The sequence below is a fragment of the Pseudoselenomonas caprae genome, from assembly GCF_008271345.1.
GTDB lineage: Bacteria > Bacillota > Negativicutes > Selenomonadales > Selenomonadaceae > Selenomonas_A > Selenomonas_A caprae.
This window is the reverse complement of sequence record NZ_VTOZ01000013.1, coordinates 1-12,891: the sequence shown is the minus strand read 5'-3', so window position 1 is coordinate 12,891 and position 12,891 is coordinate 1. Positions and strand designations below refer to the sequence as shown.

The window sequence follows — 12,891 nt, the reverse complement described above, 5'->3', positions numbered from 1 at the left end:
CCTAAATACCCTCGCCAGATTTCCCTATCTGGCCATACCTACAACACCTGTCAATGTCAGAAAAAGCATTGCATGAAACACTTCATGCAATGCCCATTTCTAATCCATGTCTAATATTACTGCTGCTCTACGGCAATGTCAAGTTCAACCGTATGACCAGCCAAATCCATCTCGACAGTCAGATACTGTCCGTCACTGATTTTGACCTGGAAATCCTTACCGATCGAAAGCGACGGCGTAGAGATATCTACTTCAAAGCCCATTCCCGTCAGATTCGTAGCCGCATTAGCCGTGAGCATATTGCTCATCTCCGAGATGGCACTCTGGGCCATCGCATCAAACTCTGCGACCGGCATGCCCATCATCATCGTCGATGCGATGAACTTTGCCGTATCTTCCGACATATTATAGACGACATTGCCGCGGATCTGCTTCGTAAAGCCGACAATAACCGACACACCCAAGCCTACGGCATTCGTATTCTGCACACCCATCTTGACGCGCTTCGGCTCAGGGAACCCCATTTGCGGCATGACTGTCGTGAATGCATCGACAAACGGATTAACTAACTTTGCATCCATCTCATCAATCTCCTTCCGCAAATCCTACATTCATACTGATATCACCAATCCTTGTCTTCGCAACGATGCAGAACGTTGTCAGCTTCGGACTGGCGATGCGGATATTGTTGCCACAAATCGTCCCCGGCGGCGTGATACGCATCTCCTTGTCCTTGAACACATCATTGATATTCGATACACCACGGCCCACGATGATGTTGGCAGACTCCTCCACCGATTCGCTGGCCTCCTCTTCGGTCACGTCCTCGATGTTCTCCTTGTCCATCATGATCATGGAGAACTTGCGCATCGTCTCCGCTTCCATCGATACGATGGCACGCCCCACCGGATAACCGGTCAGGCCGATGATGACAGCGATGCCGCTGACATCGAGGAAATGACGCTCATCGAGCTCAACCTCGACCTCGCTGTGCACACCGATCAAGCTGAACAAGCCCTGCTGCAACGCCCGCGCAAAGGGCTTGGCATACGACTCGCGCAGCACTGCCACCTTGCCGACCTTGCTCTGGCAAAGGATCATCAGCGTATCGATGAGGTCATTGGTATTGATGGGCTTCTGCAAGAAGGCACTGATCCCAGCTTCGCGCCCCTTGGCGACAAGGCTGGCGTCCTTCATGGCACTAATCATGACAATCTTAGCATCAGGATCGATTGCCCGAATCCGACGGCTGCACTCAATACCATCTGCATCCGGAAGGTTCATATCCATGGTCACTACAGCCGGCTTGCGTTCAGCATAGAACTGAACCGCTTCGGCAGCGTTTTTAGCCGTCGCACAAACCTCAAAATTCGTCTTCTTGAGGCTTCCCGCCAGCATTGCGCAGCTGATCTTGGAATCATCGACGATCATTACTTTGACTTTCTCCACAAATGCTCACCTGCTTCTCTTTATTCTTGATAGTACCCTTTTCCTAATCATATAGTTCTCAATACCTAAATTTTCGCTACACCACATTAAAATCCCTGCTATCTGTTTGAAAAATAATAAAAAAATGACATCGATGCATTCCACCGATGCCATTTGCCTGGCATGGCCTTATTTTTCGGGCAGGATCTCAATCCAGTAGCCATCGGGATCGCTGATGAAATAGATGCCCATAGCAGTATTCTCATAGCAAATGCAGCCCATTTCCTTATGGCGAGCATGCGCCGCAGCAAAATCATCCACCGTCAGTGCCAGATGGAATTCATTCTCGCCGAGATTATACGGCTCCTTGCGATCCTTGAGCCAGGTCAGCTCAAGCTCATGGGGCGTACGGCCGCCATCGGACAGATACACGAGCGTGAAGTCCGGCGTCTCCAAGCGATGCGCCTCAGTAAAATCGAGCGCCTCATGATAGAACTTCAAGCTCTTCTCCAAATCGAGAACATTGAAATTGTTATGTGCAAATTTAAAATTCATGACTGCACCTCCTTATAGCCTTATTATATCTCACTTCGGCCTACAGAATCAAAGGTTGCCGTAATACTTTCTGCCGGCTTGTCATCCAGCCTGCTGACAATATAAATCGCAGAAAGCGCCAGCAAAAAACCAGGAACAATCTCATAGAGCCCCCAGAAGGCAAACTGCTTCCAGACCAGCACAGTCACACCACCAGTGATGATGCCTGCCAGCACGCCATTGCGCGTCGTCCGGCGCCAGAACAGGCTCATGAGCAATGCCGGCCCAAAAGCCGCACCAAAACCGGCCCAGGCATAGGCAACCATATCGAGGATGAAATTATTCGGATTAAGGCCGAGGAAAATAGCCAGCGAAGCGATGACGAGCACCGAAGCACGGCTGATCCAGACGAGTTCCTTCTGCTCGGCATCCTTGCGCAGCAGCGTGCGGTAGAAATCCTGTGCAAAAGCCGACGCAGCGACCAAAAGCTGCGACGACGCTGTACTCATGATGGCCGCGAGCACGGCCGAGAGGATGAGTCCGGCCACGACCGGCGGGAACATCGTATTCGTCATCACGAGGAATACGGTCTCCGACTCCGTGCCTTCCAGCGGCGTCGTGAGGAATACGCGGCCGACCATGCCAACTGCTACGGCTGCCGCCAGCGATACGACCACCCAGGTCATCGCGATGCGCGTTGCCTGCTTGATTTCCTTGGAACTCGATATCGCCATGAACCGCACGAGGATATGCGGCTGGCCAAAATAACCGATACCCCAGGCGAGCAGCGAAATCAGCTCGATTGCTCCGAGCGTCGAACCATCCGGTTTCGTCAGCGGCTCAAGCATCGAATGCTGCACCGTATCGATAGCCGACAGCGTCGCCGCAAAACCGCCCATCTCCATCGCCGCCGTGATAGGCACGACAAGGATGGCGAAAAACATCATGATGCCCTGGATGAAATCCGTGCGCGAGACGGCCAGGAAGCCGCCGACCAGCGTATAGAAAACCACCGAACCGGCACCGATGAAGATCGCATAATGATACGGAATGCCGAATACCGTCTCAAACAGACGGCCCGCCGAGACAAACCCCGACGACGTGTAGATGATGAAGAAAATCAGGATGAATACGGCCGGCACGATGCGCAGAAGGCCGCTCTTGTCCTCGAAGCGATTCTCGAAGAACTCCGGCAGCGTCAGCGAGTTATTGGCCAGCTCCGTATACTTGCGCAGCCGGGCAGCGATGAACTGCCAATTGGCCCAAGTACCGACAGCGATCCCGACAGCGATCCAGCCGGCATTGAGTCCCGCCAGATACGCAAAGCCCGGCACGCCCATGAGCATCCAGCCGCTCATATCCGAGGCCTCCGCGCTCATCGAAGTCACCCAGGCCCCGAGCTTGCGGTTGCCGAGGAAATAATCGCTCATGTTGCGCGTCCGGCGATAGTAATAGACGCCGATTGCCATCATGAGTCCTATATATAGGATAAATGTATTAATGATTGCTAAATTGTGTACCAACGATTCTCCTCCTTACGAATGTATTACAGGTTTACAATATGCTATACATTATACCTGTAAATACAGCATATATGCAACTATAATTTATATATGAGCTATGATTTTTCTGTTATAGTGTACATCCTTTATTTTTTTCGCCGAAAAAATGCTTGCATTCTGTAAAAGCATCCCGTATAATAGCTAAGGTTTTGAAAAAGTCGATTCGATACGCAGATTGCTCACCACAGGAACAGCAAAAATCTGCGCTCTTTTCGTGCGCCCGGATATAGATCCGTGCCCGGTGTATTAGGAGGGAATTATCATGAAAAAGTATGATGTAGCGATTGTCGGCGGCGGCCCGGCCGGTGTCTTTGCGGCTTACGAACTCGCTGAGAAAAGCCCGGAGCTTCGCATCCTGCTGCTCGAGAGCGGCAAAGACATCTACACGCGTGTCTGCCCGATCTCTGCCGGCAAGGTGAAGAGCTGCATCGGCTGCAAACCATGCAGCATCATGCGCGGCTTCGGTGGAGCTGGTGCCTTCTCCGATGGCAAGTACAACTTCACGACGCAGTTCGGCGGCTGGCTCAACGAGTATCTGCCCGATGACGAAGTCATGGATCTCATCAACTACGTCGACAAGATCAACATGAAGCACGGTGCCCCCGCTGAAGTATTCTCGACCGAGAACTCCAACATCGGCCAGCTCGCCCTGCAGCATGACCTCCATCTGCTGTCGGCCAGCGTCCGCCACCTCGGCACGGAAAACAACCTCAACATGCTCAAAGCAACATACGAATACCTCAAAGACAAAGTGGAATTCCGCTTCGAGTGCCCGGTCTCCCATATCCACTCGGACGGCGCCGGTAACAACAGCCTTGAACTGGCCAATGGCGAGACGGTTGAAGCTGAGTACCTGATCGTCGCCCCGGGCCGCGCAGGTGCTGAATGGTTCTCCAACGAATGCGAATCCCTCGGCCTGGAGCAGGAAAACAACCGCGTCGATGTCGGCGTGCGCGTCGAAGTCCCCGATGAAGTCTGGAACCACATCACGAGCCAGGTCTATGAGGCCAAGCTGGTCTACCGCACGAAACGCTACGGCGATCAGGTCCGCACTTTCTGCATGAACCCCCACGGCCATGTGGTCATGGAAAACACCGATGGCATCGTGACGGTCAACGGCCACTCCTACAGTGATCCGAGCCTCCAGAGCAACAACACAAACTTCGCGCTGCTCGTCAGCAACCGCTTCACGGAGCCATTCAAGTCCCCGCATCAGTACGGCAAGCGCATCGCTTCATTCTCGAACATGCTCGGCGGCGGCATCATCGTCCAGCGCTTCGGTGACCTCATGAAAGGCCGCCGCACGAATGCGCACCGCATGACCAAGAGCTTCACGAAGCCGACGCTCCAGGCAACGCCGGGCGATCTGTCCCTCGTCCTGCCGAAGCGCCACCTCGACAACATCATCGAGATGATCCAGGCACTCAACAACATCGCCCCAGGCATGACGAACGACGACACGCTGCTCTACGGCGTCGAAGTCAAATTCTACAGCTCCCGCGTCGTCCTGTCCAAGGAACTTGAGACGGAACTCAAGAACGTCTTCGCCATCGGCGATGGCGCCGGCGTGACCCGCGGCCTCTCCCAGGCCGGTGCCAGCGGTGTATACGTCGCACGCCGCATCCTTGACCGCCTGAAAAAATAACCTCATCAAAAATACCAGCCCCGCGTCCATGCAGACGCGGGGCTTTTTCCGGCCCAAAATCAATAGTTCCACTTAATCTTTCAGCAGTTTGTTCCGATATAATATATAGGAGTATTTTACCACCAGGAAGGATGTGGGCAAGATGACAACTATGGGCATCACCGCCAGCAGCTATGGCTCGCCCTACGACAGCAGCTACGGCAACTACAATGGCTACAACCAAACCGATAAGATCAGCGGACAGAAATCCAATCCCGCCGAGTGCGAGACCTGCAAGCGCCGCAAATATCAAGACGGTTCAAACGAAATGGTCTCCTTCAAGGCGGCAGGCCATATCGATCCCGACAATGCAGCTTCCGTGGTCATGAGCCACGAGCAGGAACATGTCGCCAACGCCTATCAGAAAGCCGATACGGGCAACGGCGAAGTCGTCCGCGCCAGCGTCCGGCTGAAAACTTCCGTCTGCCCCGAATGTGGACGCACCTATATCTCGGGTGGCGAAACCAACACCCAGATCCGCTACTATAATGAAGACAATCCCTATCAGAAGGACCTGAAATCTTCCGACCGCAGCAAATACCTCGGCGCCAATGTGGATATTGACGCCGGATAAGATAGAGCCGGCTGCTCAGACGAGCCTCAAGCCGGCTCTTTGCCTGCCTTGAAGGTCATCATCATATGATGGGTCAGGCTCCAATCATCGGGCTGGCCTTGGATATCTGCACGCTGCACCCATACGGCTTCCTTGAGCTCGCTCCGATCCATATGGATGGTCGGGTCGCCATCCAGGTCGCAGAAAAAGCCCACGATCAGATCCTGCACACTGCCCCAAGGCTGCGATTTGTAGTAGCGGATATTCTTGACCTTGAGCCCCGTTTCTTCCATGACTTCACGGGCCACGCATTCTTCAAGCGTCTCGCCGATTTCCGTGAAGCCTGCCACCAAGGCATAGAATGGCACATCGCGATTGGCATATTTCGTCATCAAGATCTCATCGCCATTTATGATGCCGACGACCACAGCCGGGATGAGCCGCGGATAGATCACATGTCCACAGCTGTCACAGACCAGCGCCCGCTCCTCTGCTGCCGGATGCGTGTTGTGACCGCAGCGGCCACAGAAACGATTGTCGCGATACCAGGAGATGAGATGCCATGCCGTATAGGCCAGGTACATATAATGCGCCGGCCCCTTGAGCTCCCAGCGGATTTCCTTTAGCGTCTTATAGGCAAACCCCGGCAGCAGCTCTCTGTCCTCCTGCTGCGACCAGAACACATTCTGGCCATCAACGGAAAACAAGTACAGATACGTGCCATCTGACGGCAGCTGACTGCCCCTAGGGAACTCCGCCGCCTCCGGTTCGCCCCCCACCATGATGGCATTCCCGCTCACACAGATGATGATATCCGTCGCCTGCGGCTCAATCTCCGGCAGGAAACCATTGCAAAGCCGATGGGAAAACATCTCATGAATCATAATACGCACGCACCTTCCCTGAATCTTATCCAACCAAATACAGACAGCTAAAATACTAAGAGTGCTCAGCAATTGCCGAGCACTCTTATATCATAGCACGTTTTCTATTCATCCACCAGCTTGGCCAGCACGCTTCGATCCACCTTGCCCCGATCGTTGAGCGGCAGCCGTGGCAGGAACAACAGCCGGCGCGGGATCTCTACGGGCTGCAGCACCTGCCTTACCGCCTGGCGCACCTTGGCAGCGCTGACGTCGCCCTCTTTGACGACAAAGGCCGCCACGGTACTGCCACGCAGCGCATCCGCCATGGGCATCACTACCGCCGCCCGTATACCTGGCACTGCTCGCAGCTTGTTCTCAAGCCGCAGGGTATTCAGTTTGACACCGCCCTTATTGATCCAATTCTCACGCCGCCCCTCAAACATCAACTCGCCTGCCTCATTGAGCCAGCCAGTGTCCCTCACTGTATAGGGCGGTTTCAGCCCACTCACATGATACGGCGTATCTACATAGATGATCCCATCATCCACACGCAGTCCGATTCCGGGGAATGGACGGCCCAGATTGCAGCTGTCCCGCCTTTTCTCCCCGCAGACAGTGTAGGTGATATAATTCAGCTCACTGGCCCCGTAATAAAGAATGATCTTCGCCTGGGGCAGCAGCCGCTGCAGGTCGCCGATATTGCGGTCACTCAGCAGCTGCGAACCAGTGAACAGCGAACGCACCTGCATCAGCGGCTGCTTCACCTTTGCCGCCAACAGCTGCAGCTTGGTGGGCACAAGATAGATGGCATCCACCTGCCAGTCTGCCATCAGCTGCGCCCACCAGCGGCAATGCCATCTGCTGCTGGTGATAATACTGCCACCAGCATACAGCACCCCCAGCAGCGCATTGAGATTCCCCGTGAAGCTCAAACTGCCATGAAGGAACAACCGCGTCCCCCCTGTGATCTGGAAAATCTCGTTCTGCACCGGGAAGAAACCTGCCCAACTCTCATACGTCCGATACATGACTTTGGGTACCCCCGTCGAACCAGAACTCAAGACCCCCAGGATATCTTCCTGCGCACGCCCCTGTTCTTCCAGACCGCTTTCCAGCCAGGTCCAGTCAAGATCTGACTGGGCCGGAGACCGCTGCCGTATGACCAATTGGCCATTCAGCCTGTTCTCGCACAGGATGGCCTTTATCTCGCCCTCTGCCAAACCATGATGCAGCAAGACCGGGCGCAGCTGCAAGGCCTGCAATGCCAGGAAAGCTGCCAGCTGGCCGTTCAGCGTGTCGGCCAGCACCAAGATGCTGCCCCGCAGCCCATGGGCTGCCTCGTCAGCCAGCCCTGCCCGCAGTGCATCCACCTGCTCCAGCATCTTTCCATAGCTGTATTCGCGCTGATCTTCCACCAGCAGCACTTTCTCTGCCTGCCGCCCGCACCACAGCTGCAGCAACTCATAATAATTCACGCTATCATCTCCACCAAGATCGCCTCGCCCATTCCCCCAGCACCAGCAATAGCCAGCAAACCACGGCCACCGCCAGCAGCCTGCAGGGATTTCAACAGATGGGCCAGCAAGATGCCCCCGGAAGCTCCATACGGATGCCCATACGCCAAGGCTCCGCCAAAGCGGTTATACCGCCCGCTGCACTCCGGATGCGCACGGGCAAACAGCACGTCAATGACCGCAAACGCTTCATTGAACTCGATTCCCTGCAGATCCCCATAAGAAAGCCCATGACGCCGCAGCAGGACATCCGCTACCGCCATCGCGCCTCGCGGGCTTTCCGCCGGATTTCCGCCCAGCGACGCTGTCCCCAGGATGCGGGCCACGGGATGCAATCCCCGCTGCCGGACAGCATTTCCCGAAGCCAGCAGGGCAAAGGCCGCCCCATCGTTTATCCTGCAAGCTGTCCCTGCCGTAAGGGAGGTCCCTTCCCCCAGCAGAAGCGGCAGGCGGTCAAGCAGCCGCTGGCTCATGCGCTCCCGGATGCCATCGTCCCACTCCCAGCCATCGATCGGTACCACGATGTCGCGCATAACTCCCCGCTTTGCCGCAGCAGCCGCCCTGGCATGAGAGACCAGCGCCCAGCCCTCCTGCTCCTTGCGGCTTATGTGCTCAGCAGCGGCCACCCGCTCAGCCCCCCAGAGCATGGTGTCCTCTGCGATATCTCCTGGAGCAAACTGCGCGGTATAATAACAGCCATCGCCCTTAGCGGTAAGACCGTAGCGCTCATCCTGCCTGGCATAGACGCGCAAGGGCTGCAGGGACGAGCTCTCCATGCCTCCAGCCAGCCAGACATCCCCCTGTCCACTGGCAATCTTGGCATAGGCCAGCGAAATAGCCGCTGCCGCTGATGCGCACTGCATATCGACCGTAAATGCAGGTACCGTCTGCCCGATACCTGCCAGCAAAGCCATGAGCCGCGTGATATTGCCACCTGTCCCCACAGCATTACCGCCGATAACGCCGGACAAAGGCCCCACATCATAACGCTGTTGCAACGCCTGCAGTACCCGCGCGCCTAACACCTCCGGCCGCACCGTTCGAAAAGGCCCATTTTTCCCCACAATCGGCGTGCGCATAGCTCCTAAGATATAAACCTCTTCCATTGTCTTTGCTGCCGCCTTCTTTCTCTTTCACTTTTCTACTGTTTCCCATTATAGATATATATACTGTAAGCGTCAACCATTACATGTAAGTCAGTTTACCATAAAGCCATTTTTCCGGCCGCGTAAACAACAAGAATACCTGCTTAATCTGTTATTTTTTTGTTGCTTTGGCCTTGCAGACAATTTGCGTCAAAGTTCCCATCGGGCAGTAGACGCACCAGGAGCGCGGGCGGTATACGAGCATGGTAAGGAGAGCAATAACCTCAGAAGTCAGCATCAGGCTGTAGAGTCCAAAGGCAAACTGTGCTGTCCAAGGATTCACCATCTCCGAATACGTCCACTGCCATGGAAGCTGCCAAGTCCACAGAAGTGTAACCACTGCCTGCAGAGAACCAGCGCCGCTATAAACCAGCCAGGTACTGTAGAGAACATTGCCAAACATGGCAAAAAAGAACACCATGAAGCCATAGCGGAATGCCTGGCTCTTCATCCAGGCAGGCATATCCCGCCGACGGGAAAAACCGAGCTGCCCCAAAGCTCTTAACGTCTGCCCTCGATCGCAATAGCGATTGCAGAATAGCTTATTGCCAAAGCCAATGGCCATGACCAGCGGCAAAGCAAAACTTATAAGTCCCAGCCAAGCAAAGAGTATGTTGAAAAAGCCTAAACTGAAGTAAAGCAGCGACCAAATCCACAGATAATGATACCAACGCTTTTTCATACCTGCACCTCCAGCCGTATTATAGAAGCCGGACATTCCCGAACGCACCTGCCGCAGCCCACGCAGACCACGGCATCCACCTGCGCAAAACTTCCCCGATAGATCGTAAGCGCCCCGCGCGGACATACATCCACGCAGGTACCGCAAGCCACACAGTCTGCCGTCTGCACCACGGCCTGACGTTTCTTTTTACACATAAAGATCCTCCTGAATATAGATTGGTTCCATTATACAACCAGCAGGCAAGGCAGCTCCGTAATCCAATCACCATCGGCCAGCCCCCGTTTTTATCGCTGCTCACCAAAAAAGCTGCTGTGCCAGATGCAGCAACAGCAGCTTTTCCCTACGGTATATTCTTCTCTCAGCGACGGCAAAGGCTATATGTACCAGGGGCAGGGCTTGCCAGCACAAATGGCGTTCCTGCCAGTATCCCTGCAATCAACTGCTGGCGCAAGGCATAATAATCGGCCGCATTGCCACCAGCCTCGATCCAGTAAGCACCATGGACATCAAAGCGCTGTTCCCAGCTGAAATGTTCCTCGCTCTTATCCGTGACGATATTGACGCCATCGCAGGGCATGCCATTCAGCGTGCAATCCTCGATCCGCTTATAGCACTGCTCAGCCGTGCTGTCCGCCGCCGCAGACTTTTCCCGTCCCAGTCCATAAGCGATTGCCTTGAGTTCCTCCAATCGCTCCGCGTGACCAGCCAGGACGGCAGTCGTCAGCTCTGCATAGCGGCGCTCCACACTTTCGATATGACCATTGAGCCAGCCATGGATATTGGCGGCGTCGATGATCTGCTCCAGCGGACGCTCCTCCTCCCTGACGAACTCCGCCGCTGCTGCCAGCCAACCTTCCTGCTCTGCTTTGGCAGCAATACGGCGCAAGAGCTCCTCCTGTACCTTGATTTTCTCATACATCCAATAATGGATGGGCCCTAAAAAAGCACTCATTCTATTCCCTCCGTTTCATCACTGTCTAAAAATATACGTGAAAAAACGGAAACAGTCTGTTAAAAATGTTACAAGATTATGTCTATGCTTCTGTATAAATAATATTGAACTTCAAGCCTTGATTATAATTACCGAACCCCTTGCCAAAAATCGTACAGCCACCCGCATTGGCCGCCTCTGCTGGCGCTGCTATACGGAAGCGCAGCTCACTATCGTTATCCAGCTGAAGATTATGGATGTTCTGCATGGAAATCATACGTCCGTCCAGATAAGTCCCCCGTTCATTGATGGAAAGTAATTTCAGCAGACCATATTGATTCCAATTGGGTTCCCACCACGCAGGCGTATAGCGCCCGCGCACCTCACCGAAATCGCCAGGACTTGTCCAAGTACCGATTTTTGTCCCATTCAAGAAAAAAGTCAAATCACTAGGCCAGTTTTCCGCAATTCCCGGAGCCTCCGAAGAAATTTCAAACGATAATTGGATCTCCACCAACGACTGCCCCTCCTGCAGATAGTTCGGCAGCCGATACTCGACAAAGCCTGTACTGAACCAAAGGATTCCTGCCGCAAAGCGCCTGGGATCATCAAAAAATGCTGGATCATCCACACGCCCAATAAGCTCCTCTGCAGTTGCAATACCACAAGTAGGCGTAATCGCGCAATCGCTATACTGGCCGATAGGAATTTCTGTTGTATAGATTTTCTGTGTCAATAACCGGCGATGAAAATTCAACAGGAATCTATCCTCTGTCACAAAGCACCCCTTGCGGGCACCACTTTCCCCATCCGTTTGTCCAAGCTCAATAAGTCCAGCAGCGGTAAGGATTTTAATATTTTGTGTTATTGCCGCCCTGCTCACGCCAAAATGATCTGCTAATTCCATCAACCCGATTCCCGGTTGCTGCGCTACCTGCAAAATGATATTGACCCGCATATCGGAACTAATAGCCTTGGCAAAAGCCGTCAACTCTTCCAGGCTGAACAATTCACGCATAAAACGCACCTTCTAATTAAGTATTTCCTTAATCAATATACCATATCCAACAATGATATAGCAATCTTTTCTTGTCATTACTAGCAAAATAAGAAAAAACGGAAATAATAAAAACAGAAGCATTGACATAATGATAATAAACGAGTATATTATAGCTAAAGGTTAAATAAAGCAAATTATTTATTTAAATACATAATTAATAGTACACTTAATTAAGAAGGAGCTGGTCATCATGACAAAGAGTTATCCGAATCCGTTGGTCTTTCAACGAGCTGATCCTTGTATCTACAAGCATACAGACGGCTATTATTACTTCACAGCCTCAGTCCCCGCTTATGACTGCATCGAAATCCGCCGTGCAAGAACTCTGGCCGGACTTGATACAGCTTCTCCTTTTACTGCTTGGACGCATCACCTGCAAGGAGAAATGAGCAGCTTGATCTGGGCACCAGAAATCCATTATCTTCGCGGCAAATGGTACATTTATTTTGCCGCTGCCCCCAACCAGCAGGTAACTGGCGACACCTTCAATCACCGCATGTATGTACTGGAAAACAGCAATGCTGATCCGCTGACTCCCCATTGGGTAGAGAAGGGACAAATCCATACAGGCTGGGAATCCTTTTCCTTGGACGCCACAGTATTCGAACACAACAACAAACTATATTATATTTGGGCCCAAGAAGATAAGGACATCAGTGAAAAATCCCATTCCAATCTTTACATCTCTGAAATGAAAAATCCGTGGACGCTGACCGGAAGACCTACCCTCCTGACTCAACCTGAGTTCAGCTGGGAACGACAGATTTTCTGGGTAAATGAGGGACCGAGCGTACTCATAAAGAACAATCATGTTTTCCTCACATACTCAGCCAGCGCAACAGACGAAAACTACTGCTTGGGTATGCTAGTGGCTCCAGCAGATGCCAATCTGCTAGATCCGTCCTCCTGGCTGAAAATCGATCATCCTG

Annotated in this window: 14 protein-coding genes; 3 read left to right on the top strand and 11 right to left on the bottom strand. The window is 53.2% G+C overall.

Annotation, left to right across the window (positions count from 1 at the left end; translation table 11 throughout):
* Window positions 1-116: 116 nt before the first annotated feature.
* From FZ041_RS07415 to putP, 4 genes are all read right to left on the bottom strand, one after another.
* Window positions 117-581: a chemotaxis protein CheX gene (locus FZ041_RS07415; RefSeq protein WP_075443846.1), complete on the bottom strand. Its 465-nt coding sequence runs from the start codon at window positions 579-581 to the stop codon at window positions 117-119.
* Between the two features lie 4 nt (window positions 582-585).
* Window positions 586-1,449 (bottom strand): response regulator, encoded by an 864-nt coding sequence (locus FZ041_RS07410; RefSeq protein ID WP_075443848.1) that lies wholly within the window; start codon window positions 1,447-1,449, stop codon window positions 586-588.
* A gap of 168 nt (window positions 1,450-1,617) precedes the next feature.
* Window positions 1,618-1,983: a VOC family protein gene (locus FZ041_RS07405; protein WP_149189122.1), complete on the bottom strand. Its 366-nt coding sequence runs from the start codon at window positions 1,981-1,983 to the stop codon at window positions 1,618-1,620.
* 23 nt (window positions 1,984-2,006) lie between these two features.
* Entirely contained in the window at window positions 2,007-3,485 is a 1,479-nt protein-coding gene (putP, locus tag FZ041_RS07400) for a sodium/proline symporter PutP (RefSeq protein ID WP_149189121.1), read from the bottom strand.
* 301 nt (window positions 3,486-3,786) lie between these two features.
* On the opposite strand from putP, the gene FZ041_RS07395 reads away from it, so the two are divergent.
* Window positions 3,787-5,169 (top strand): NAD(P)/FAD-dependent oxidoreductase, encoded by a 1,383-nt coding sequence (locus FZ041_RS07395; protein WP_149189120.1) that lies wholly within the window; start codon window positions 3,787-3,789, stop codon window positions 5,167-5,169.
* 142 nt (window positions 5,170-5,311) lie between these two features.
* Window positions 5,312-5,782: a hypothetical protein gene (locus tag FZ041_RS07390; RefSeq protein WP_187626340.1), complete on the top strand. Its 471-nt coding sequence runs from the start codon at window positions 5,312-5,314 to the stop codon at window positions 5,780-5,782.
* A gap of 26 nt (window positions 5,783-5,808) precedes the next feature.
* Here FZ041_RS07390 and nudC read toward each other — a convergent pair whose 3' ends face one another.
* The 7 genes from nudC to FZ041_RS07355 form a co-directional block, all read right to left on the bottom strand.
* Window positions 5,809-6,645, bottom strand: a complete 837-nt coding sequence (nudC, locus tag FZ041_RS07385; RefSeq protein WP_075443858.1) for an NAD(+) diphosphatase — start codon at window positions 6,643-6,645, stop codon at window positions 5,809-5,811.
* Between the two features lie 104 nt (window positions 6,646-6,749).
* Entirely contained in the window at window positions 6,750-8,102 is a 1,353-nt protein-coding gene (locus FZ041_RS07380) for an AMP-binding protein (RefSeq protein ID WP_149189119.1), read from the bottom strand.
* Window positions 8,099-9,247: an acetyl-CoA C-acyltransferase gene (locus FZ041_RS07375; RefSeq protein ID WP_149189118.1), complete on the bottom strand. Its 1,149-nt coding sequence runs from the start codon at window positions 9,245-9,247 to the stop codon at window positions 8,099-8,101. The genes FZ041_RS07380 and FZ041_RS07375 overlap by 4 nt, the downstream gene beginning before the upstream one ends.
* 151 nt (window positions 9,248-9,398) lie before the next feature.
* Window positions 9,399-9,968: a 4Fe-4S binding protein gene (locus FZ041_RS07370; protein ID WP_149189117.1), complete on the bottom strand. Its 570-nt coding sequence runs from the start codon at window positions 9,966-9,968 to the stop codon at window positions 9,399-9,401.
* Window positions 9,965-10,165, bottom strand: a complete 201-nt coding sequence (locus FZ041_RS07365; protein WP_149189116.1) for a 4Fe-4S dicluster domain-containing protein — start codon at window positions 10,163-10,165, stop codon at window positions 9,965-9,967. Before FZ041_RS07365 ends, FZ041_RS07370 begins: the two co-directional genes overlap by 4 nt.
* Window positions 10,166-10,329: 164 nt before the next feature.
* Entirely contained in the window at window positions 10,330-10,923 is a 594-nt protein-coding gene (locus tag FZ041_RS07360) for a hypothetical protein (protein ID WP_149189115.1), read from the bottom strand.
* 82 nt (window positions 10,924-11,005) lie between these two features.
* Window positions 11,006-11,920, bottom strand: coding sequence for an ArsR/SmtB family transcription factor (locus FZ041_RS07355; RefSeq protein WP_149189114.1), 915 nt, complete (start codon window positions 11,918-11,920; stop codon window positions 11,006-11,008).
* 232 nt (window positions 11,921-12,152) lie between these two features.
* Between FZ041_RS07355 and FZ041_RS07350 the strand changes: the two genes are divergently transcribed.
* Window positions 12,153-12,891 (top strand): family 43 glycosylhydrolase (locus tag FZ041_RS07350; protein WP_149189113.1); only part of this gene is annotated, 739 nt, incomplete at its 3' end.

Bases quoted from the DNA above. Each gene is read 5' to 3' on its own strand.
- FZ041_RS07415 (WP_075443846.1), bottom strand. From the start codon at position 581: ATGGATGCAAAGTTAGTTAATCCGTTTGTCGATGCATTCACGACAGTC.
- FZ041_RS07405 (WP_149189122.1), bottom strand. From the start codon at position 1,983: ATGAATTTTAAATTTGCACATAACAATTTCAATGTTCTCGATTTGGAG.
- FZ041_RS07395 (WP_149189120.1), top strand. From the start codon at position 3,787: ATGAAAAAGTATGATGTAGCGATTGTCGGCGGCGGCCCGGCCGGTGTC.
- FZ041_RS07390 (WP_187626340.1), top strand. From the start codon at position 5,312: ATGACAACTATGGGCATCACCGCCAGCAGCTATGGCTCGCCCTACGAC.
- nudC (WP_075443858.1), bottom strand. From the start codon at position 6,645: ATGATTCATGAGATGTTTTCCCATCGGCTTTGCAATGGTTTCCTGCCG.
- FZ041_RS07375 (WP_149189118.1), bottom strand. From the start codon at position 9,247: ATGGAAGAGGTTTATATCTTAGGAGCTATGCGCACGCCGATTGTGGGG.
- FZ041_RS07370 (WP_149189117.1), bottom strand. From the start codon at position 9,968: ATGAAAAAGCGTTGGTATCATTATCTGTGGATTTGGTCGCTGCTTTAC.
- FZ041_RS07365 (WP_149189116.1), bottom strand. From the start codon at position 10,165: ATGTGTAAAAAGAAACGTCAGGCCGTGGTGCAGACGGCAGACTGTGTG.
- FZ041_RS07360 (WP_149189115.1), bottom strand. From the start codon at position 10,923: ATGAGTGCTTTTTTAGGGCCCATCCATTATTGGATGTATGAGAAAATC.
- FZ041_RS07355 (WP_149189114.1), bottom strand. From the start codon at position 11,920: ATGCGTGAATTGTTCAGCCTGGAAGAGTTGACGGCTTTTGCCAAGGCT.